19 protein-coding genes are annotated in these 22,206 nt (G+C 41.2%); 16 read left to right on the forward strand and 3 right to left on the reverse strand.

Annotated features, from left to right (window positions below; translation table 11 throughout):
- The 9 genes from SKC35_RS03345 to SKC35_RS03385 all read left to right on the forward strand — a co-directional run bounded on the left by SKC35_RS03345 (position 1) and on the right by SKC35_RS03385 (position 8,497).
- Positions 1-1,395 (forward strand): aldehyde dehydrogenase family protein, encoded by a 1,395-nt coding sequence (locus tag SKC35_RS03345; RefSeq protein WP_377978050.1) that lies wholly within the window; start codon positions 1-3, stop codon positions 1,393-1,395.
- Complete coding sequence (locus SKC35_RS03350; RefSeq protein ID WP_377978051.1) at positions 1,386-2,276, forward strand: hypothetical protein; 891 nt, start codon at positions 1,386-1,388, stop codon at positions 2,274-2,276. Before SKC35_RS03345 ends, SKC35_RS03350 begins: the two co-directional genes overlap by 10 nt.
- 59 nt (positions 2,277-2,335) lie before the next feature.
- On the forward strand, positions 2,336-4,276 hold the full coding sequence (gene thrS, locus SKC35_RS03355; protein ID WP_130896639.1) for a threonine--tRNA ligase: 1,941 nt from the start codon (positions 2,336-2,338) through the stop codon (positions 4,274-4,276).
- 80 nt (positions 4,277-4,356) lie between these two features.
- Positions 4,357-4,917 (forward strand): translation initiation factor IF-3, encoded by a 561-nt coding sequence (infC, locus tag SKC35_RS03360; RefSeq protein ID WP_130896640.1) that lies wholly within the window; start codon positions 4,357-4,359, stop codon positions 4,915-4,917.
- 89 nt (positions 4,918-5,006) lie between these two features.
- Positions 5,007-5,201, forward strand: coding sequence for a 50S ribosomal protein L35 (gene rpmI, locus SKC35_RS03365; RefSeq protein ID WP_130896641.1), 195 nt, complete (start codon positions 5,007-5,009; stop codon positions 5,199-5,201).
- An 80-nt stretch (positions 5,202-5,281) separates the two neighbouring features.
- On the forward strand, positions 5,282-5,626 hold the full coding sequence (rplT, locus tag SKC35_RS03370) for a 50S ribosomal protein L20 (protein WP_130896642.1): 345 nt from the start codon (positions 5,282-5,284) through the stop codon (positions 5,624-5,626).
- Between the two features lie 66 nt (positions 5,627-5,692).
- A complete protein-coding gene (locus SKC35_RS03375) occupies positions 5,693-6,766 on the forward strand; it encodes a cysteine desulfurase family protein (protein WP_377978052.1) in 1,074 nt (357 codons plus the stop codon).
- Positions 6,763-7,731, forward strand: coding sequence for an XdhC family protein (locus tag SKC35_RS03380; protein ID WP_377978053.1), 969 nt, complete (start codon positions 6,763-6,765; stop codon positions 7,729-7,731). The genes SKC35_RS03375 and SKC35_RS03380 overlap by 4 nt, the downstream gene beginning before the upstream one ends.
- 1 nt (position 7,732) lies before the next feature.
- Positions 7,733-8,497, forward strand: a complete 765-nt coding sequence (locus tag SKC35_RS03385; protein WP_377978054.1) for a DUF3050 domain-containing protein — start codon at positions 7,733-7,735, stop codon at positions 8,495-8,497.
- Between the two features lie 78 nt (positions 8,498-8,575).
- Here the strand turns inward: SKC35_RS03385 and dnaK are convergent, their stop codons facing one another.
- Complete coding sequence (gene dnaK, locus SKC35_RS03390; RefSeq protein ID WP_252622848.1) at positions 8,576-10,468, reverse strand: molecular chaperone DnaK; 1,893 nt, start codon at positions 10,466-10,468, stop codon at positions 8,576-8,578.
- Between the two features lie 160 nt (positions 10,469-10,628).
- On the opposite strand from dnaK, the gene SKC35_RS03395 reads away from it, so the two are divergent.
- Positions 10,629-11,627, forward strand: coding sequence for a fatty acid desaturase (locus SKC35_RS03395; protein ID WP_377978055.1), 999 nt, complete (start codon positions 10,629-10,631; stop codon positions 11,625-11,627).
- Between the two features lie 139 nt (positions 11,628-11,766).
- On the opposite strand, the gene SKC35_RS03400 is transcribed toward SKC35_RS03395, so the two are convergent.
- Positions 11,767-14,040 carry a family 65 glycosyl hydrolase domain-containing protein gene (locus SKC35_RS03400; RefSeq protein ID WP_377978056.1) on the reverse strand — a complete coding sequence of 758 codons (2,274 nt, stop codon included), beginning with the start codon at positions 14,038-14,040 and terminating at the stop codon, positions 11,767-11,769.
- Between the two features lie 80 nt (positions 14,041-14,120).
- Complete coding sequence (pgmB, locus tag SKC35_RS03405; protein WP_377978057.1) at positions 14,121-14,768, reverse strand: beta-phosphoglucomutase; 648 nt, start codon at positions 14,766-14,768, stop codon at positions 14,121-14,123.
- A gap of 194 nt (positions 14,769-14,962) precedes the next feature.
- On the opposite strand from pgmB, the gene SKC35_RS03410 reads away from it, so the two are divergent.
- The 6 genes from SKC35_RS03410 to SKC35_RS03435 are packed head-to-tail and all read left to right on the forward strand — an operon-like array spanning position 14,963 to position 22,205.
- The gene (locus tag SKC35_RS03410) at positions 14,963-16,624 is read left to right on the forward strand and encodes an alpha-amylase family glycosyl hydrolase (protein WP_377978058.1); all 1,662 of its coding nucleotides are present in this window, start codon (positions 14,963-14,965) and stop codon (positions 16,622-16,624) included.
- 6 nt (positions 16,625-16,630) lie between these two features.
- Positions 16,631-17,956 (forward strand): MFS transporter, encoded by a 1,326-nt coding sequence (locus tag SKC35_RS03415; protein ID WP_377978059.1) that lies wholly within the window; start codon positions 16,631-16,633, stop codon positions 17,954-17,956.
- Between the two features lies 1 nt (position 17,957).
- Positions 17,958-18,728 (forward strand): N-acetylmuramoyl-L-alanine amidase-like domain-containing protein, encoded by a 771-nt coding sequence (locus SKC35_RS03420; protein ID WP_377978060.1) that lies wholly within the window; start codon positions 17,958-17,960, stop codon positions 18,726-18,728.
- The gene (locus SKC35_RS03425; protein ID WP_377978061.1) at positions 18,718-19,866 is read left to right on the forward strand and encodes a MalY/PatB family protein; all 1,149 of its coding nucleotides are present in this window, start codon (positions 18,718-18,720) and stop codon (positions 19,864-19,866) included. The genes SKC35_RS03420 and SKC35_RS03425 overlap by 11 nt, the downstream gene beginning before the upstream one ends.
- The gene (locus tag SKC35_RS03430) at positions 19,859-20,497 is read left to right on the forward strand and encodes a hypothetical protein (RefSeq protein ID WP_377978062.1); all 639 of its coding nucleotides are present in this window, start codon (positions 19,859-19,861) and stop codon (positions 20,495-20,497) included. The genes SKC35_RS03425 and SKC35_RS03430 overlap by 8 nt, the downstream gene beginning before the upstream one ends.
- The gene (locus SKC35_RS03435; RefSeq protein ID WP_377978063.1) at positions 20,490-22,205 is read left to right on the forward strand and encodes an IlvD/Edd family dehydratase; all 1,716 of its coding nucleotides are present in this window, start codon (positions 20,490-20,492) and stop codon (positions 22,203-22,205) included. The genes SKC35_RS03430 and SKC35_RS03435 overlap by 8 nt, the downstream gene beginning before the upstream one ends.
- The last annotated feature ends 1 nt before the right edge of the window (position 22,206 follow it).

Below are 22,206 nucleotides of genomic sequence, written 5' to 3' on the forward strand. Positions count from 1 at the left end.
ATGGAAAATCAAATTTTAGACGTTTTACATCTACAGAAATCCGCTTTATTGCGTTTATCTACCTCATCTGCTTCGGATCGCATATCGAAATTGCGCAAAATCGAAAGCTATTTGATGCAACATAAAGAGGAATTATGTGATGCCTTGTATGCTGATTTTAAGAAGCCCGCCTCAGAGGTTGTGATTGCTGAGATGCTAGGTGTGAAGAGAGAAATCAACCACACCATCAAGCATTTGAAATCTTGGATGAAACCTCAATCGGTTTCAACCCCTTTAATGTTATTAGGGACGAAAGGATTAGTACAATACGAAGCAAAAGGTCTTTGTTTGATTATTTCTCCATGGAATTACCCTTTTAATCTGTCGATTTGCCCCTTAGTACACGCCATTGCGGCGGGTAATGCGGTCATTTTAAAGCCGTCGGAATTAAGCCCTGCCACTGCGGCATTTATTCAAAAGATGATTTCGTCTTTATTTGATAAAAGTGAAGTAGCTGTTTTTGAGGGGGATGCCAGTGTTTCTACCTTTTTATTAGAGCAAAAATTTGATCACATCTTCTTTACAGGAAGTCCAGCCATTGGGAAAGTGGTGATGGCCGCGGCTGCCAAGCATTTAACTTCTGTAACGCTTGAATTGGGTGGTAAATCTCCAGCAATTGTGGGCCCAGAAGTGAATGTGGAGGAAGCGGCAGCGAAGATTGCTTGGGGTAAGTTCTTGAATAATGGCCAAACCTGCATCGCTCCAGATTACTTATATCTACACGAAAAGAATTACTTCTCGTTTTTGAAGGCGCTAGAAGCGACAGTTGAAAATTTTTACGGAAAAAACGTAGCCAAAAGTAAAGATTATGCCCGAATCGTCAATCGACGTCATTTTGATCGCATCGTTTCGCTAGTAGAGGATGCGAAGGAGAAAGGGGCAAAAGTATTGTTTGGTGGAAATACAGATGCTGACGATTGCTTTATTGAGCCTACTGTATTGATAAACTGTACACCGGATATGCGCATCATGCAGGAAGAGATTTTCGGTCCTATCCTACCGGTAATGTCCTATCAAGATGAATTTGAGGTGACGGCAAACATTCGCCAAGGTGACAAGCCACTCGCTTTGTACGTATTTTCGACCAGCACGGAGTTTAATCACTATATTTTAGATCATACGAGTTCAGGAACGTCGGTGGTGAATGATTGTTTGATCCAGTTTGGACATAATGAATTGCCATTTGGGGGTGTGAATCACTCTGGAATTGGTAAATCTGGTGGTCATTATGGTTTTGTCGAGTTCTCTAACCAAAAATCAGTAGTCATTCAACGAACAAATCTATTAAAGAATTTCTATCCTCCTTATGGCGTGAAAGTGCGCTGGATGATTGATTTTGTATTAAAATGGCTGTAAGATTATTCTTTATTGGTTTATTTTTCATGTGGTCTTGCCAAAGTTCACCCGATTCAAAGGGTGAAAAAATTCCCGATCAAGGAGCAATCGCTACGGGTCAGCAAGCAGAGAAAAATATTCAATTTCTAACACTTCAGCTGGAAGATCAGCCGAGTGCGAATCTCTATTACTTGCGAGCAAAGAATTATTTGATGTTGCACGCGTATGGTTTAGCTGATCAAGATGTAGAGAAATCATTGCGTGATAACCCCGGCGAGCCCGCCTATTTGGCACTTTCAGCCCAGATTAAGCAAAAAGTGGAGGATTATTCAACGTCTATTGATCGGGCGAAATTAGTCGAAATTACGGAATGGAATTCCCCTCAAAACAGTCTATTGTTAGCAGAAAACTATTTTGCCACCAATCAGATGAGTTTAGGAAGGTATTATCTCCAGAAAATGAACGCTGAGCTGTTACCTATCTCTGACAAGGCGAGGTTAAAAGCGGTGAAAGATTTTGCCGTTTCTGATTCTGTTCGACTTTATACTTTGATGGATACTAAGCCTGCAGATGAATCACCTTTAGTCTATGTGTTTTATGATCAGGCTTTACAAGAGCTTGCCTCCTTGCGCTACCAGCAACTCATTTTAGCTAGTTTGAAGAAATACCCGATGGATCCCTATTTTATGCGGTATTGGGCTCGTTTTTTGGTTAAAATGAAAAAATATACTCAGGCGGCTTTGGTCTATAAACAAGTGCTTAAAGTATATCCTAAAACGAAATCCTTGCAAGCGGAATTGGTGTATTTTGATTTGGCCAAACAAGGTTTATTACCTATCAAGCGCGCAGAATCTACTTCAGATTCACTGGCTGTTTCGTCAGATTCTTTATCTCAAAATTAATCAGGTGCGCATTTCAATACATTGCGCCTTAATTTGTACCTTTGCACAAATTTTTTAGAATGATCAAAATTACATTTCCCGACGGACAAGTAAGAGAATTTGAAAATGGAATCACTCCTTTTCAAGTAGCCTTGTCTATTTCAGAAGGTTTAGCACGTAACGTGTTAGCGGCTAATTTAAATGGCGAAGTAGTGGATTCCTCCACTCCTATTGAAGCAGATGCAGCTTTACAATTGTTAACCTGGAATGATGCAGATGGGAAAAAGACCTTTTGGCATTCATCTGCTCACTTATTAGCAGAAGCGATCGAGGCTTTGTATCCAGGTACCAAATTCGGTATCGGGCCAGCTATTGAAAACGGTTTTTATTACGATATCGACTTAGGAGAGCAAGAATTTGGTTCAGATCAATTCAAGGCGATCGAAGATAAAATGCTGGAATTAGCACGTACGAAAAATGAATATGTTCGTACGTCTGTTTCTAAGGCTGATGCCATTTCTTATTTCCAAGAGAAGGGCGACGAATACAAATTAGAATTAATTGATGGATTAGCTGATGGCTCGATCACCTTCTATAACCAAGGTAATTTCACGGATTTATGCCGTGGACCACACATCCCTAACACGGGTTTTATTAAATCCGTCAAATTACTTTCTGTGGCTGGAGCCTACTGGCGCGGCGACGAAAAACGGAAGCAATTAACGCGTATTTATGCGATCACTTTCCCTAAAGCGAAAGAATTAGAAGAATATTTGACCTTATTAGAAGAAGCCAAACGCCGTGACCACCGTAAACTCGGTAAGGAAATGGAATTGTTTGCCTTTTCTGAGAAAGTAGGCATGGGTCTACCATTATGGTTACCTAAAGGCACATTACTTCGGGAGCGTTTAGAAAATTTCTTACGTCGCGCGCAGGTAAGAGCGGGTTATTCTCCTGTCATTACACCGCACATTGCGAGCAAAGAATTATATGTGACTTCTGGTCACTATGCGAAATACGGAAAGGACTCTTTCCAACCCATTCGTACGCCGGATGAAAATGAGGAATTCTTCTTAAAACCAATGAATTGCCCTCACCACTGCGAGATTTACAAGACAAAGCCTCGTTCTTACAAGGATTTGCCTTTGCGTTTAGCAGAGTTTGGTACGGTATATCGGTATGAGCAAAGTGGTGAATTGCACGGTTTAACGCGTGTGAGAGGCTTTACTCAAGATGATGCGCACATTTTCTGTCGTCCTGATCAAGTAGAGGACGAGTTTATGAAGGTAATTGACTTGGTTTTATATGTGTTCAAAGCCTTAGGTTTTGATTCCTATTCAGCTCAAGTTTCTTTGCGTGATAAAGAGAACAGAGAAAAGTACATCGGTAACGATGAAGATTGGGATCGCGCTGAGTCAGCGATTATTCGTTCGGCAGAAGCCAAAGGTTTACCTACCGTAATTGAATACGGTGAGGCGGCTTTTTATGGCCCTAAGCTTGACTTTATGGTGAAAGATGCCTTGGGTCGTAAGTGGCAGTTAGGTACCATTCAGGTAGATTATCAATTACCACAACGTTTTGAATTAGAATATACGGGTTCAGATAATATGAAACACCGTCCAGTCATGATTCACCGTGCACCATTTGGTTCATTAGAACGTTTTGTTGCTATCTTAATCGAGAATACAGCGGGTAATTTCCCTTTATGGTTATCACCGGATCAAATCGCTGTTCTTCCTATTTCTGAGAAATACGAGGATTATGCGAACGAATTGTACTTACGCTTACAAGAGAAAGATTTACGTGGGTATGTAGATCACCGGAATGAAAAGATGGGGCGTAAAATTCGCGATGCGGAAATCGCTAAAGTGCCTTTCATGATTGTAGTAGGTGAAAAGGAACAAGCGGAAGGCATTGTAAGTGTTCGTAAGAAAGGTGACGGTGACGTGGGATCGATGACTTTGGACGCTTTCATCGCGATGGCACAAGAAGAAATCCAGTCCTTAACCTATGAAAAATAGGAGCTTATGCGCTTTTTGCTTGCTTTTGCGTTAATTTTGATTTAGCTTTCGATTTAATAATATTAAACCCATTTTATTTTATGGCTTTACGCCCGAATAACAATTACAGAGGAAACAGAAGAGAAGAAGAGCCTTACCGCATCAATCAGTTAATTCGTGGTGTAGAAGAGGTTCGTTTAGTAGGCGAGAATATTGAAGTGGGAGTTTATCCCTTTGCTAAGGCTTTGGAATTAGCTGGAGCTCAGAATTTAGATCTAGTGGAGATTTCTCCTAAAGCAGTTCCTCCTGTTTGTAAGATCATCGATTATGCTAAATTCAAGTATGATCAAAAGAAGAAACAGAAGGAAATCAAAGCCAATGCTACGAAAACGGTCATTAAAGAGATTCGTTTCGGTCCTAACACGGATGAGCATGATTTCAATTTCAAATTAAAACATGCCGTTAATTTCTTAAAAGAAGGTGCTAAAGTGAAAGCTTACGTACACTTTGTGGGTAGAACGATTGTGTTTAAGGAGCGTGGTGAAATGTTGCTTTTGAATTTCGCTAAAGGTTTAGAAGATGTAGGTAAACCAGACGATATGCCAAAATTAGAAGGTAAGCGTATGAGCATCATCTTCTCCCCTAAAGCCATCAAGAAATAATTTTTATACGGATGCTGGAATTATAGGGTAATTTTCATTACTTTTGCATTCCAAATTTCAAAATTTAATTTTTACATAATTATCAAACAATGCCAAAAATTAAAACTAACTCTGGAGCGAAAAAACGTTTCAAAGTAACGGGAACTGGTAAGATTAAGCGTAAACACGCATTTCATAGCCATATCCTAACTAAAAAAACAACTAAACAAAAGCGTAATTTAGTTCACGCTACTTTAGTTCACCCATCTGATATGGACCGCGTTAACTTATTGTTAGGTCTTTAATTAGAATTTAAGTTATTGTTAAACCAGAAAGAAGGCTCAAGTAATCAACCGATTCGCCTCATTTCAAAAAACAAAAAATTATGCCAAGAAGTGTCAATCACGTAGCCTCAAGAGCTAGAAGAAAGAAAATCCTTAAGTTAGCGAAAGGATTCTACGGTCGCGGAAAAAATGTCTGGACAGTAGCAAAAAACAAAGTTGAGAAAGGTTTGCAATACGCATACCGTGATCGTAAAGTTAAGAAAAGAGATTTTCGTGGTTTATGGATCCAACGTATCAATGCAGCAGCTCGTCAAGAAGGTCTTTCTTACTCAGCGTTCATGGGTAAATTCAATAAATCTGGAATGACTTTAAATCGTAAAGTTTTAGCTGACTTAGCGATGAATCATCCAGAAGCTTTCAAAGCAGTTGTGAAGAACTTGAAGTAATTCTTGTTTAAACAGAAAGAGAGCCTCGAATTTTTCGGGGCTTTTTTTTGTGCCTATATTTGTCCTATGATGCATCAGCCGATCTACCTTGATTATGCAGCGACTACTCCGGTTCACCCGGAGGTGCTTTCGGCTATGCTCCCCTATTTTACAGAAGTATTTGGAAATGCAGGTTCATCTGCCCATTTGTATGGTTGGAGAGCCGCAGAAGCGGTGGATCAGTCTCGTGCAACATTAGCAACCTATTTTCAAGTAAAACCCTCCGAAGTCGTATTTACATCCGGCGCCACTGAATCTATTAACTTAGCAATACGTGGTTTTCTGCAAGGAAAGCCGAAAGGACACCTCATTACGAGTGTTATGGAACACAAGGCTGTATTAGAGGTGTTTCATGCCTTAGAGGTCGAAGGTTGGTCGGTGACTTATTTGACGGATATTGCGGAACTTGAAAATGCCATTCGTCCAGAGACGATATTCATTTCTCTGATGTTAGTCAACAATGAAGTAGGGACTATTTTAGACTATGAGGAGGTATTGCGCCTCTGTGAAGCTCGAGGTATTTGTTTCCATACAGATGCAACTCAAGCCATAGGAAAACTCTCGCTGACTAAATTGCCCCATCTTTTAAGTTTTAGTGGCCACAAGATTTATGGGCCTAAGGGAATCGGTGCTTTAGTTGCCCGAGTTCCTTTACAGTCTATTTCATATGGTGGCGGGCAAGAGCGAGGTTTACGTCCTGGTACTTTACCAGTTCCATTAATTGTAGGCTTAGCAAAAGCTGTAGAGCTGATCCCTGAATGGCTTTCTAAGGCTTCTTTTTACCAAAATGCCAAAGAGCGCCTTTCTAGTTACCTCCCATTGATTAATTCTCCTGAAAATTCCGTTCCATCCATTCTTAATTTTACGCTAAAAGGGGCTGATTGGGAACGGATGTTTCAAGTTTTAAACGGCTTAGCGTTTTCGAATGGTTCAGCTTGTAATGCAAAGACGGAATTACCCTCTCACGTGTTGAAAGCCTTAGGTTATTCGGATGAGGATGCCTTAGCGAGTGGTCGATTTAGTTTAGGCTATTTTACCACAGAAAAGGAAATTGATCGTGTATGCGAAATCCTTTCCCAAAATTTACCCAAACTCCTATGAAAGAACTTTATACGGTCATTCAGCAAGTAAAGGATTTGCAAAAAGCTGGTTTAAAATTTGTCTTAGCAACCGTGGTTCGTGTGGAGGGTAGCGCCTACCGTCGTCCAGGAGCGAGAATGCTAATCGCAGAAGATGGGAACTGGTGGGGAGGAATTTCTGGGGGTTGTTTAGAGGGGGATATTTTGAAGAAGGCACAATTGGCCATGTTTTCGCAGAGCTATAAAACGATAACCTATGACACCCGCGAGGAAGACCCGTTTGCCTTAGGCATTGGATTAGGTTGTCAAGGAGTCATTGAAATTCATATTAATCCATATCAAGATCAAATTAATGCACTTGTCGAAGCTTTAAAGAGTCATTTAGATGGAAATGATGCGCATACATTGAGAATGCGATTTTCAGTCGATTTTCAGATTGAATTAGAGGATGCCTCTGCCTCACATGGAAGTAAATGGTCGGATGACGTCTTTACGGAGTATTTGCCGGTGCCTATGACGGTTTGGGTCTTTGGGAATCAATTTGATGCGCAAGGATTTATTCAGCAAGCGAGTGGATTGGCTTGGCGCGTGAATTGGGTAGGGATATTGTCCAAAATGGCATCGCATCTAACTGTTCAGGGACGCTATAGTTATGAAGATTCTTGGCCTGTACAATCTTCTGATTTTCTGGTGATGATGACGCACGATTTGGAAAAGGATGTAAAGATTTTGGAAAAATTGCTCTCCGCTCCTGTTACACCGGCCTATGTAGGAATCCTAGGACCCAAGAAAAGATTTGAAAAGCTCCAAAACCATTTCAAGCAGGATTTAGTTACGCTATTACCTATTTCGACACCGATTGGTTTGGATATTGGTGCGGAAGGACCAGAAGAGATTGCTATCTCCATTATTTCAGAAATATTATCAATTAAAAATAACAGAAACGGTCAGCGATTAATTTTACGTTATCGCGCCATTCACGAATAATATGAGTACACAAATCAACCGCCTAAAAGAACAAATTTCCCCTTTACGTGATGCCTTAGTGCATCATCCAATCAATTCCTTTATTCAAAGTACCGCAGAACTTGAGGTATTTATGAAGCACCATGTCTTCGCTGTATGGGACTTTATGTCCCTAGTAAAGAAGTTGCAACAGGAGTTTACCTCTGTTGATGTGCCTTGGAATCCCAAAGGCCCAGCAGAAGTTCGTTATTTAATCAATGAGATTGTATTAGGGGAAGAGTCCGATGTGGATCAAAATGGTGTTTACATCAGCCATTTTGAACTTTACTTAAGAGCGATGGAGGAATTGTCGTTTATGCCCTCTCCTTTCTTACATGAGTTAAGATCTTTCGCGAATTTGGACGAATTGTTGCTCGCAATCCCTAAAGCCAATATCCCTGAATCTGTTAAGGCTTTCTTGACGTTTACTTTTTCTTCGATTCAAAATCGAGGAATTGAAGAAATTGCGGCCATATTTACATTTGGAAGAGAAGATATTATTCCGGAAATGTTTCAAGTCATTGTCGATCAATTGAAAAGAGATTCACCGGATAAAGTAGAAACTTTAGTGTATTACTTAGAACGCCATATCGAAGTAGATGGTGGTCACCACAGTGAGTTAGCCTATAAGATGATGGAACATTTGTGTGGTAACGATGAGTCTAAGTGGCAGAAAGCGACTCAGGCTGCGGTGAAGTCATTGCAGGTGAGGCTGAAGTTGTGGGACGGTATTGTAGATAATAGATAAGAGAGTAGAGAGTAAAGATGTGGCATAAAAAAAGCCCGATCCATCACAGATCGGGCTTTTCTACTTTACCGCTTAGGCTTACTTTACTTCTTCAAAAGAAACGTCTTCCGCTCCTCCGTCAGATCCATTTGAATCTGCTGATTGAGTTGCTTGACCGCCTTCTGCTTCAGCTCCTGCCGCATACATCTCTTGAGATGCCGCAGTCCAAGCCGTATTTAATTTTTCTAATCCAGCATCGATACCAGCTAAATCTTGAGAAGCGTGAGCCACTTTTAATTCTGCCAAAGCACCTTCGATCGCTGTTTTATTTCCTTCCGATAATTTTTCACCGTATTCTTTCAATTGCTTGTCCGATTGGAAAATCAACGCATCTGCTTGATTGATTTTTTCTACTTTTTCTTTTTCTAATTTATCCGATGCCTCGTTTGCTTTCGCCTCGTTACGCATTTTCTCGATATCCGCGTCCGTTAAGCCGCTAGATGCTTCAATACGGATTTTTTGTTCTTTGCCTGTTCCTTTGTCTTTGGCAGAAACGTTCAAGATACCATTCGCATCAATATCAAATGTTACTTCGATTTGAGGTACACCACGTTGTGCTGGTGGCAAACCATCTAAGTGGAAACGGCCTAATGAACGGTTATCTTTCGCCATTGGACGCTCACCTTGAAGAACGTTTAATTCTACGGATGGTTGGTTATCCGCTGCCGTAGAGAAGGTTTCAGACTTCTTCGTAGGAATCGTCGTATTAGCCTCGATTAATTTCGTGAATACACCACCCATTGTTTCGATACCTAATGAAAGTGGAGTAACGTCTAATAATAACACGTCTTTCACCTCTCCTGTTAATACTCCACCTTGGATAGCAGCTCCAATCGCAACCACCTCATCTGGATTAACTCCTTTAGAAGGCTTTTTGCCAAAGAACTTCTCCACTTCCTCTTGAATACGTGGAATACGCGTCGAACCACCTACTAAGATGACCTCATCGATATCCGAGTTCGTATAACCTGCGTTTTTCATCGCACGCTTACAAGGCTCTAAAGTACGCTGGATTAAGCTATCTGCTAATTGCTCGAATTTCGCTTTTGATAAAGAACGTACTAAGTGTTTCGGGATACCATCTACCGGCATAATGTATGGTAAGTTGATTTCCGTTGCAGCGCTAGAACTTAATTCGATTTTCGCTTTTTCAGCCGCTTCTTTTAAGCGCTGTAAAGCCATTGGATCTTTACGCAAGTCGATATTCTCGTCAGCGATGAATTCTTCTGCTAACCAGTTGATGATTACTTGGTCAAAGTCATCTCCACCTAAGTGTGTATCGCCATCTGTTGATTTTACTTCGAATACGCCATCGCCTAATTCAAGTACGGATACGTCAAACGTACCACCACCTAAGTCGAATACCGCAATCTTCATATCCTTACCACCTTTGTCTACGCCATAAGCAAGTGCAGCAGCCGTAGGTTCGTTGATGATACGTTTTACTTCTAAACCAGCGATTTGGCCTGCTTCTTTCGTCGCTTGACGCTCTGCATCATTAAAGTAAGCTGGAACGGTGATAACGGCTTCGGTTACGGTTTGGCCTAAATAATCCTCTGCAGTTTGCTTCATTTTTGTCAAAATCTGCGCAGAAATCTCTTGTGGAGTATATAAACGATCACCGATGCGAACACGTGGTGTATCATTATTTCCTTGCTCTACCGAGTAAGAAATCGTTTTAAGTTCAGAGCTAACCTCTGAATATTTTTTACCCATGAATCGCTTCACAGATGAAATCGTATTCTGTGGATTTGTAATCGCTTGTCTTTTCGCAGGATCACCTACTTTACGTTCGCCGTTCTCTAAAAATGCAACGATCGATGGAGTCGTACGTCTACCTTCTGAGTTTGCAATAACGACTGCCTCGTTCCCTTCCATTACCGCCACACATGAGTTGGTGGTTCCTAAGTCAATTCCAATAATTTTTCCCATGATTATTTTTAAATATTTTGACAGCATTTATACAAGGAATGTGCCATTTGAGATGGCCAAAGGCTTTTATGACATATTGTCACCTTTTGATTTAAAATCAGTGAGCTAACGGAAAAAATGGCGATATGTGGTATATTTGCATACTAAATAGTAGACAATTATGTCCGAATCAAAAGATTTTAATTGGGTAGAAGGCCCAGAACCGCATAGAGCGCGTACACGTGCCATTGTGAGAGCACATCCTGAGGTGAAGCATTTAATCGGAAAGAATCCGATGACCTTCGTTTGGATTTTAGCCTGTGTAGGTATGCAGATTGCTATGGCCTATTTCATCAAGGATTATCCATGGTGGGCGATTGTAGGTGTGGCTTGGATTTTTGGAGCCTTCCCGACGCATACGTTGTTTGTGTGTATTCATGAGTCTGCGCACAATTTGATTTTCAAAAAGAATTCTTGGAATGTGTTAGCGGGAATCATCGCTAACTTCCCTTCCCTCTTTCCTACAGCCATTTCTTTCAAGAATTTCCATTTAAAGCACCATGCTTTTCAGGGAGTTCATGAATTAGATGCAGATTTACCGGATTATTGGGAGGCTAAATTGATCGATAATTATTTCATCGGTAAGATGATCTGGTTATTGTTGTTCCCTTTCTTTCAAGGCATTCGTACGATGCGTTGTATCGAATTAGCGGTGTTTGATCGTCCAGTAATCATGAATATTATGGCTCAAATAGCCTTTGATGCGATCATTGTGTATTTCTGGGGTTGGTCAGCACTAGCCTATATGGGATTAAGTTTCCTATTTTCTGTGGGATTACACCCTTTAGGAGCACGTTGGATCCAGGAGCATTTCTTAGTGTTAGACAAGAACCAAGAGACGTATTCGTATTATGGAAATCTGAACGGCATTAATATGAATGTGGGTTACCATAATGAACACCATGATATGCCATCTGTGCCTTGGAATAATTTGCCAAAGTTAAAGGCGGCCGCTCCTGAGTTTTATGACAACTTGAAATACCATACGTCCTTTGTGAAGCTATTCTTTACCTTCCTATTCTCACAAGAAATAGGCTTGTATTCTCGTATTGCGCGTAAAGAACGTGACGGGGTTCCATTGACGGATCAATCGATGCCGGATATAGAGCTATTAAAATAGAGTATAGATTATAGAGTAGAGAGAAGAGATAGTAGAGTGGAGATTATAGAGTAGAGAGTATAGATGTGGATAAACAAAAAGGGAGCAATTGCTCCCTTTTTGTTTATGGTAGAGATAGTTTATCTCTTCTCTATACTCTCTAATCTATACTCTCGAGTAGTCTTGATTCTCCATGCACAAACACCGTCAACTCTGGTCCAGCCAAGTTAGTGATCTCCACTCCCGACTTTTTAACCGCGATGTTTAATTGATTCGCGCGGAAGTTGATTTTGAAGGAGAATTCGTTCCACTGTTTTGGCAAAAATGGATTGAAATGCAGGGTGTGATCCTTTAAGCGCATTCCACCAAAACCTTTAATGATGGACATCCAGGTGCCGGCCATACTCGTGATATGACAGCCATCCTCTGTATCATTATTATAATCATCTAAGTCTAAACGTGCGGCACGTGTGTAGAATTCGTATGATTTGTCTTCTTTGCCTAGTTTAGCGGCTAAAATGCTATGAACGCAAGGACTTAACGAGGATTCGTGTACCGTGATGGGCTCATAAAAATTATAATTGCGCTCTAATTCCTCAAGGCTAAAATCGTCTTCAAAGAAATAAATTCCTTGTAATACGTCCGCTTGTTTTATGTAGCAAGAACGTAGGATGCGATCCCAAGACCATTTTTGGTTGATCGGTCTTTCTGCTGTAATGGTATCTACGGGCGCGATTACCTTGTCTAAGAAACCATCTTGTTGCAAATAGATTCCCTGTTTTTCATCGCGTGGGAAATACATGTTTTCAATGATGTGCTGGAATTGCGCTACTTCCTCTTTCGCGAAAGCTGTTGAAGTAATTTTAGCAGCCGCTTCTGCAGGGTAATTCTTTTGAATCTCTGCGTAAACTTCAAGCGTGTATTTTAAACACCAGGTGGCGATGTAGTTCGTGTACCAGTTATTGTTTACGTTGTTTTCGTATTCATTAGGACCTGTTACGCCTAACATGACGTATTTCTGCTTGTCTTCCGACCAGTTTACGCGTTGAGCCCAGAATCGTGCGATTCCGACCAACACTTCCCAACCGTATTCCACTAAGTGTTTACGATCGTCTGTGTAATTCACGTAATCCATAATCGCATAGGCGATGGCTCCGTTACGGTGGATTTCTTCAAAGGTGATTTCCCACTCGTTGTGGCACTCTTCTCCGTTCATCGTCACCATCGGATAAAGGGCAGCTCCTTTGTTGAAGCCTAGCTTACCTGCGTTTTCAATGGCGCGATCTAATTGCTTCCAACGGTAGATTAATAGGTTTTTAGAAACTTTTGCCGGAGCGGTACCTAGGTAGAATGGAATGCAATAAGCTTCTGTATCCCAATAGGTCGATCCGCCGTATTTCTCACCAGTAAAGCCTTTAGGACCAATATTTAAACGATCGTCCTCCCCTGTGTAGGTTTGGTTCATTTGGAAGATATTGAAACGAATGCCTTGTTGAGCGGATGCGTCACCTGAGATGATGATATCGTTGATGGCCCATTTGGTTGCCCAAGCTGCCGCTTGTTCTTGCAACATTTGGTCAAAACCTTTCGTTGAAATACGGGCTAAATAGTCTGAGGCGATCTTTTCAAAGGACGCTGTTGGGTGATTCTCGGAGCTAATATTAACCGCATACTTGATGATAGTTAATTTTTCTCCTTGCTTAGCTGATAGCGTGTAAGCAAGCTCACTGTATTTTTCGCGGGTTGTAGAGGTAGCTTTTGCGTCTACTTTATGACCGTTTGTCTGAATTTCAATTTGTTGAGCGGTAATTACTTCGAAGCCTGTTTTCTTGGTTTTGGACCAAACATAATTCGAACCCACTTTTACCTCATCCCAGAATTTTTCATCGTAATTCGAGTCCTTATTCTTGATGTCTCCATCGATAAAGGCTTTTACTTGAATGTCTTCGGTGAAGTTTAGTGGTGTGATAGAATAGGAAATGACACCTGATTCATCATCTGCCATGCTATTTAGGCGAACGGATTCGATGGCTACACGTTTCCCGTTCGAAAGCGTGATTTCGCAGGTACGAAGGATATAACCCTCCTTCATGTTCAATTCACGGTAAAATGAATGGATTTCACTCGTGTGTAAATCGACCTCTACTCCGCCGATTTGGATAGATAGACCATTCCAGTTAGCGGCATTTAATACTTTGGCAAAATATTCTGGATACCCATTTTTCCACCAACCTACACGTGTCTTATCTGGATAATAGACGCCCGCTACATAATTTCCTTGAAGGGTTTTACCTGTATAAGTTTCTTCAAATGAACCTCTTTGCCCCATTCGTCCGTTGCCGAGAGAAAAGATGGATTCGGTGATTTCGTTGTAGGCAGGATGGAATTGGTCTTCAATGACTTTCCATTCATCTATTTTAAGATATTGCTTCATTCAGTTTATTAGGTAATTAGGACAATGTCACAAAAATAGAAAATTGTAAATTTTGGACATTTCTGTGCTAGGCTGTTTCTTTAAAAAAGAAGCAAATCAGCTGATTTTATTCCGATAAAGTTCGGAATTACCTTGTTAGCATCGCTCAATACTGACGCTTCTCCTATTCCAATGACTTTCATTCCCCCATTTATGGCAGCTTCTACCCCAGCTTGGGCGTCTTCGAAAACGATGCATTCTGCTGGCGTAAAACCGAGTCCTTCGGCACCTTTTAAGAACACTTCTGGGTCTGGTTTGCTCTTGCTTACTTTATTTCCATCGATGATTAGATCAAACCAAGACATTAATCCTGTCTTTTCTAAGATGATTTCCGCATTTTTACTAGCGGAACCTAAAGCGATTTTATAGCCCTCTGCTTTGATTTGGCCTAAAAAATCCACCACACCCGGAAGGATTTCGGACGGATTCATATTCGAGATTAAGTGTAGGTAGTTGTCGTTTTTCTCTTTCAACCAAGCTTCTTTTTGCTCATTTGTAGCGGAATATGAAGCCCAATCTAAAATGCGATTCAGGGATTCTACTCTGGAAACGCCCTTTAATTGTTCGTTCTGCTCTTCTGTTAATTGGTAGTTGAAATTCTCTCCTAGCATTTTCCAGGCTTGAAAGTGGTAAATCGCTGTATCAACTAATACTCCGTCGAGATCAAAAAGGCAGGCTTTGTAAGACATATTTAAGTAGGGATTGTTTTAAAGATTAGCAAAATTATTACATTTACATCTGCCAAAAAACCTTTTTCTGCTGTGCTAGACAGTTTATTTTAAATTATATGCGTAAATTTTATCTTGTTCTATTGTCCGCCTTCTTAATGTATCCTCTTATGGCTCAGAAATCCGTAAAAACTGATAAACATGTTGTTTACCAAATGATGTTTCATCTTTGGGGAAATCAAAATAGGGAGGTCAAAAGAAACGGTTCTGCTGCAGAGAATGGAGTAACGAAGTTCAAGGATATATCTATGAAGGGTTTACAAGCCTTGAAAAAGAAAGGTTATTCCCATTTATATACGACGGGAATTTTAGAGCATGCGACGATGGAGGATTTTTCCGCTTTCGGATCGCCTTTAGATCATCCTCAGGTAGTCAAAGGTCGCGCTGGTTCGCCATTTGCGATTAAGGATTATTATGATGTGAATCCTTTTTTAGCCGATAAACCGGCAGAACGGATGCAAGAGTTTTCTGCTATGTTAGATCGTGTCCATCAAGCATATTTAAAATTAGTCCTAGATTTTGTACCAAATCACTTAGCCAGAGTGTATCATTCGGATCAGAAACCGGCGGGTGTGGTTGATTTTGGCCAAAACGATAACAAAGACCTCTCCTTCTCTCCTTCCAATAATTTCTACTATTTACCAGGTACTCAGTTTACCATTCCGACGGGGGTGAATCCGCCCATTCCGGTGACTGTTCCTTACATTGAAATCCCTGCGAAAGTCAGTGGTAACAATGTTTTTTCTGCCCAGCCATCGATTCACGATTGGTTTGAAACGGTGAAGTTGAACTACGGTGTCGATCTACAACACGGAAATCAGACGCATTTTGATCCGATTCCGGATACGTGGGTGAAAATGACGGATGTACTAGTGTATTGGACTAAAAATGGGGTGGATGGTTTCCGTTGTGATATGGCTGAGATGGTTCCTGTGGAGTTTTGGGCTTATGCTATACCAAAAGTGAAGGCCTTAAATCCTGACGTAGTATTTATTGCTGAGATATATAATCCACAAGAATACCGTAATTACATTTTCAAAGGAGGATTTGACTATTTGTATGATAAAGTGGGTCTTTATGACGGTATTCGCCACTTAATGGAAAAGAAATCTGGCGCGACTACTGCCGATATTACCCGTGTTTGGCAACAGGAATCTGGTGATTTTGCGAACCATATGTTACGTTTCTTGGAGAATCACGATGAAACACGTTTGAATTCACCAGGCTTTGCGGCAACTAATTTTTGGTCGACTATTCCGGGTATGGTATTGACCGCGAGTATGCACGATGGACCTTTAATGATCTATTTTGGTCAGGAGTTTGGGGAAAAAGCGCAGGAAATCGAAGGATTTAATGAGGCAGACGATCGTACGACGATGTTTGACTTCTACCGGGTGGATACGCACCAGCGCTGGCTAAATGGAGGAAAATTTGACGGAGGAAAATTAACGGCGGCTGAAAAAGAAATTGATTCATTCTACAGCGAATTGTTAGCGTGGATTAATTCGAGCGAAGTGATTCAAAAAGGAAAATTCTTTGATCTTCAATACGCTCAGAATGCGGCTTATCCAAAAGATAAAGTATATGCCTATTTACGCTATACAGATAAAGGTCGCAACTTAATCATTTGTAATTTTGATGCTGTGAATCACGATTTCAACATCGAAATCCCTGCTTTAGCCTTGGATATGATGGGAATTAAATCCTACGCGCTTAAAACAATCAAATCGTTCGTCCCTCCTGCTGCTCAAGCGGGAAAAGTCGAAGGAAATCGTATTCAAATTTCCTCTAATTCAGCGATCATTATTTCACTATAAAAACCTATGAAAACATTTACTAAGCCGCGTTTAAGTATTGGCCAAATCTTTAACATGAGTGTCGGATTTTTAGGCATTCAGTTCGGCTTTGCCTTACAAAACGGTAATGCCTCGCGTGTCCTACAAAACTTCGGTGCTGATGTGGAGCAATTATCTTGGTTTTGGTTAGCTGCGCCTTTAACAGGAATGATTATTCAGCCGATTATTGGATTTTATTCTGACCGAACTTGGAATGGATTAGGTCGAAGAAAACCTTTCTTCTTAACAGGAGCAATTCTGGCTGCTACGGCATTGTTCTTTTTCCCTCATGCTGGGGCATTAGCTAATTTTATCCCACCTATGATTGTGGGCGCGGGTATTTTAATGATGATGGATGCGTCATTTAATGTGGCTATGGAGCCATTTAGAGCGTTAGTAGCTGATAATTTACCGGAAGAACAAAATACACTAGGCTTTTCGATTCAGACCTTTTTGATTGGAATTGGAGCGGTAGTGGGTTCTTGGTTACCGTATATGTTTGGTAACTGGTTCGGTATTTCAAAAGATGCGGCTGCAGGCCAAATTCCTGATAACGTATTATATAGTTTTTATGTAGGGGCAGCCGTGTTTATTATAGCGATTGTTTGGACGATTGCGACAACTAAGGAATATTCTCCTGCAGAGCGCGAGGCGATGGGTTTTGAGGAAGAAGGGACTAAAGATTCCATTTGGTCTGTTTTCCGTTACATCAAGGAAATGCCTTTCACGATGCGCCAATTAGGTGTGGTTCAATTCTTCTCTTGGTTTGCCTTGTTTTCTATGTGGGTATTCTCTACCCCTGCGATTGCGCACCACGTTTATGGATTACCGATGGATGATCACAGTTCTCCTGAATTCCAAAATGCGGCCAACTGGGTGGGTATTATTTTCGGTGTTTATAGTGCGGTTTCAGCTGTTTATGCCATCTTTTTACCACGTATTGCGAAGTCAATTGGAAATAAAGCGACGCACGCGGTTTCTTTGATAGCCGGTGGTTTGGGATTAATTTCAATTTATTTCATTTCTGATCCACAGATGTTGATATTCAGTATGGTGGGTGTGGGAATGGCTTGGGCTTCTATTTTAGCGATGCCTTATGCCATTTTAGCTGGTTCCATTCCGATGTCTAAAATGGGCGTTTACATGGGTATCTTCAATTTCTTCATAACGTTACCTCAAATAGTTAGTGGTATCATTGGAGGATCTTTGGTGAAACACGTGTACGGTGGTAATGCCATTTTCGCAATCGTGGTAGCAGGTTTCTTCTTTATCGCTGGTTCGATTAGCGTATTGTGGATAAAGGAGAAGGCTTAGTATGAAGTTCTGGGTATTTTTGCTTTTCCCTTTCATCGCTTTTTCTCAGGTAATTCCTTCGGCAGTTTTACCTCGTATTCAAGCAGCGCGAGAAAAGCGTAATCCCTTGTTGATTGCTGAGCAATTTTATGGCCTTCCCTATGCCTCTCATGCTTTATCAAAGGAAAATCCGGAGAAGTTTGTCGTGGATTTTTCTGGTTTTGATTGCGTGACCTTTGTGGAGAATGTGTGGAGTTTATACCGTTCCAAAGGAGTTGATTCCGTATTCCTTCGTGAATTAGAGCGGATTCGTTATGCCAGAAAGCCTATTTCCTTTGAAAATAGAAATCATTATTTGAGCGCTACATTTCTTCAAATGGAGGACAAAGGTTTGTTTAAACAGGTTATTCCTCCTTTGTACCGTGTTTTAGCAGTTAAAAATATTGATTTTTTGTCGCAATTTTTGGCCCCTAAAAAGGGAATGATTGTGCTCCCTGACATTCAGAAAATGGAAAAAGATTTAGGGCCAATGACTTATGTTCCTAGTGCATCCTTTTCCCACGTGTCTTCTTACCTTCAATCTGGTGATGTGATTGCTTTTGTTTCAAAACGGAAAGACCTTGATTACCAACATGTAGGCTTTATTCGCCAGCAAAAGGGTCAATATTATTTAGTCCACGCTTCTCAAGATCGCCGAAAAGTGTGTCAATCAGTTGAATCAATTTCCGTATATTTAAAGAATCATCCTTCAATGATAGGATTTAATGTCTTTAGACCGGAATATGCCCATTAAACAATACAATTTCGACCAAATTATTGATCGCCATCAAACCCATTCGTTCAAATGGGATAATGTGACTTACCCTACGCATCTTGACATGTTACCCATGCCAGTGGCAGATATGGATTTTCCGGTGGCAGATGAAATTTTACAGGCATTAGATCGTATCACTGCTCACGGAATTCTAGGTTATTCTATCGTACCTGAAACGTTAAAAATAGCGGCTCAGCGTAAAATTGAAACCGATTACGCTTGGTCTACTTCGCTTGATTCACAAGTTTGGATTCCTGGTATTGTGCCCGGAATTACGGCTGCTTGCGCGGCCTTAACCAATGAGAAGGAAGGAATCATTACCGCGGTTCCTGTGTATCATCCCTTTCATTTAGTGGCCGGTTGGGTTAATTGTCCACTGATTACGTTTGAAATGATTAAGGAAGGCGATCGCTGGACCTATGATTTTGAAGATTTCGAACGAGGCCTTCAAAAAGGGCCGAAAGTTTTTCTTTTGTGTAATCCACATAATCCAGGTGGGACGATTTTTAATGAAATAGAAATCTTACGCATGGTGGATCTTTGTGCCAAATACAATGTAACCATCGTTTCTGATGAAATTCATGCTGATTTGCGCTTATATCCTCAGTCGGAGCACATTTCGATTGGTCGATTTGAAAAACAGCCTATCATTAGTTTCTTCGCCACCTCTAAGGCGTTTAATACAGCAGGATTAGGTGGTGCTGTTGCTGTCATTCCCGATGCTTCACTTCGAGATAAATTCACCAAAGCTTCCGCTGGCTTCTTCTCCATGCTATCCAGACATAGTATTGAAGTGATGTTAGCAACTTATGCTCATGGGGAAGAGTGGTTAGCGCAGCTTCTGCCCTATTTACGTGCGAATCATGATCTGCTCTTAGATTTTGTGCGTTCTACTCCTGGTTTAGCTATGCAGCCTCTGGAAGGGACCTATTTAGCCTGGATTGAATATGATGAAGCTTTATTGGGTGATTTCCAAAAGAATTGTTGGGACGCTGGTGTTCACGTGTTACGTGGGGAGCAATTCAAGGGTCGGAGTTTTATTCGGCTGAATTTTGCTTGTCCACGAGCGGTTTTAGAAAAAGCAATTGAACGCATGAAATCGATCACAAATGGCTAAGCTGTTGAAGTTTTTCTTGTTCGTGCTATTATTAGGCTTTTTAACCTACATTTTCGTGTACATAGGAGAATTAGATGACAAGCCAGAAGAAACAGAGATAACAGATGTGGATGTGGTTAAGGCATATGGTGATTCATTGGCCCAGATAGCGGTGGATGACACCGTGTCGAAAACTAGGGCTTCTGAGTTGACATCTGCCTTCGAAGACTTTACGCTTACTGTAGATGCTGGAATAATTCGATTGGAGAAAAGCCACACGGTTCTGTTAGAAAAAAATGTAGCTAATTTCAAGGCATCCTCCGTTTTGGCCACTGATTTGAATGGAAATGAGAAGCCAGAATTTTGGGTAGCTGGGTGGCAGGGTAATAATTACCGAATTTTTGCTTTTGAATATGAAAGTGGGAATGTTAGGGCTATTCGATTTCCTTCGGTTATGGGCCGGCAGCGTTTAGGCTATGCGGGGGCAGATAGTTTGTATTTAGAAAAAGCGGCCATCGTGCATTCTTTTGGCTATGAAAATGATCCTTATGCGGATATCTCTTCGGGGATTCGCGCTTGTTATTATAAATATGGAGCGGACGGAAGTTTTGTTCTCTCTAAAACCTTAGACCTAGAAAAACAAGATGAGTAAAGTTGAATTGCGTTCGCAGCAGTGGTTTGGAAAGACCGGTAAAGATGGATTTATCTACCGGGCATGGATGAAAAATCAAGGTATCCCAGATGATTATTTCCAAGGGAAACCAGTGATTGGTATTTGCAATACCTGGTCAGAATTAACACCTTGTAATGCACACTTCAGGGAATTAGCGGAATTTGTGAAGAAAGGAATTATTGAGGCGGGTGGATTTCCCGTGGAGTTTCCGGTGATGTCTTTGGGCGAAACCTTAATCAAACCTACCGCGATGTTGTACCGCAATTTAGCGAGTATGGACGTGGAGGAATCCATTCGTGCGAACCCTATTGACGGTGTTGTATTGATGTGCGGTTGCGATAAAACAACCCCTTCTCTTGTGATGGGTGCTTGTAGTGTCGATTTACCTACGTTGGTGATCTCTGGTGGACCCATGATGAAAGGGAAATTTAAGGGGAAGGAAATTGGAACATCTGATGTTTGGCGTTTCGCTGAAGCATATAAACTTGGAGAGTTAACGCAGAAAGAATTTATTGAAGCCGAAGCCTGTATGGCTAGAACGCCAGGTCATTGTGCGGTGATGGGTACGGCGTCTACGATGGCGACGATGGTGGAAGCCTTAGGTTTAAGTTTACCACAAAATGCGGCCATTCCAGCGGCAGATGTCCGTAGAAAAGTGCTTGCACAGCATTCTGGTCGTCGTATTGTGGAGATGGTGAATGAGGATTTGAAGATGTCCAAAGTATTAACGCGTCCAGCCTTCGAAAATGCCATTCGCGTCAATGCAGCAACAGGTGGCTCGACCAATTTTGTTATTCACTTAACGGCTATTGCAGGTCGATTAGGCGTAGATTTGAAACTGGATGATTTCGATGAATTCTCTCGTAATATTCCGCTTTTGGCTAATATCCAGCCTTCAGGAGAGCACTTTATGGAAGACTTGTATTATGCAGGTGGTCTTCCTGCTTTGATGAATCAAATGAAGGAACATTTGCATACGTCTATCGTGACGGTAAATGGCAAGACAGTGGGCGAAAACATTGATAATACCCCTATTTACGAGCCTTCCATCATTTCTACTTTTGATGCTCCGTTTAAACCGGATTCAGGAATAGCGGTGGTTCGTGGAAACCTAGCACCCAATGGTGCTGTCTTGAAACCATCTGCAGCCTCAAAAGCGCTATTTAAGCACCGAGGAAAAGCTGTTGTTTTTGAAAATATTGAAGATTACCACGCGCGAATTGACTCACCTGAATTAGAAGTCGATGAAAATTCGGTGATGGTCTTGAAAAATGTGGGGCCTAAAGGGTATCCAGGGATGGCAGAGGTAGGTAATATGGGAATTCCGAAGAAGCTGTTAGAAAAAGGAGTCAAAGATATGGTTCGTATTTCTGATGGTAGAATGAGTGGTACGGGTTTTGGTACGGTTATTCTTCATGTTTCTCCTGAATCCGCCGCTGGTGGACCATTGAATTGGGTTCAGAATGGGGATTACATTGCCTTAGACGTCGAAAATAGAACGATAAATTGGGAAGTTTCAGAGGAAGAATTAGCCGCTCGTAAAGTAGCACAACCTTTAGAGAAGCCTAAAACGATTCGTGGTTATGTAGGTCTTTTCATCGATCACGTCGAACAAGCGGATCAAGGAGCTGATTTCGATTTCTTGAAAGGTGGTTCAGGATCTATCGTAACTCGCGATTCACATTAGT

This window comes from Aquirufa originis (assembly GCF_042714495.1).
GTDB classification, from domain to species: domain Bacteria; phylum Bacteroidota; class Bacteroidia; order Cytophagales; family Spirosomataceae; genus Aquirufa; species Aquirufa originis.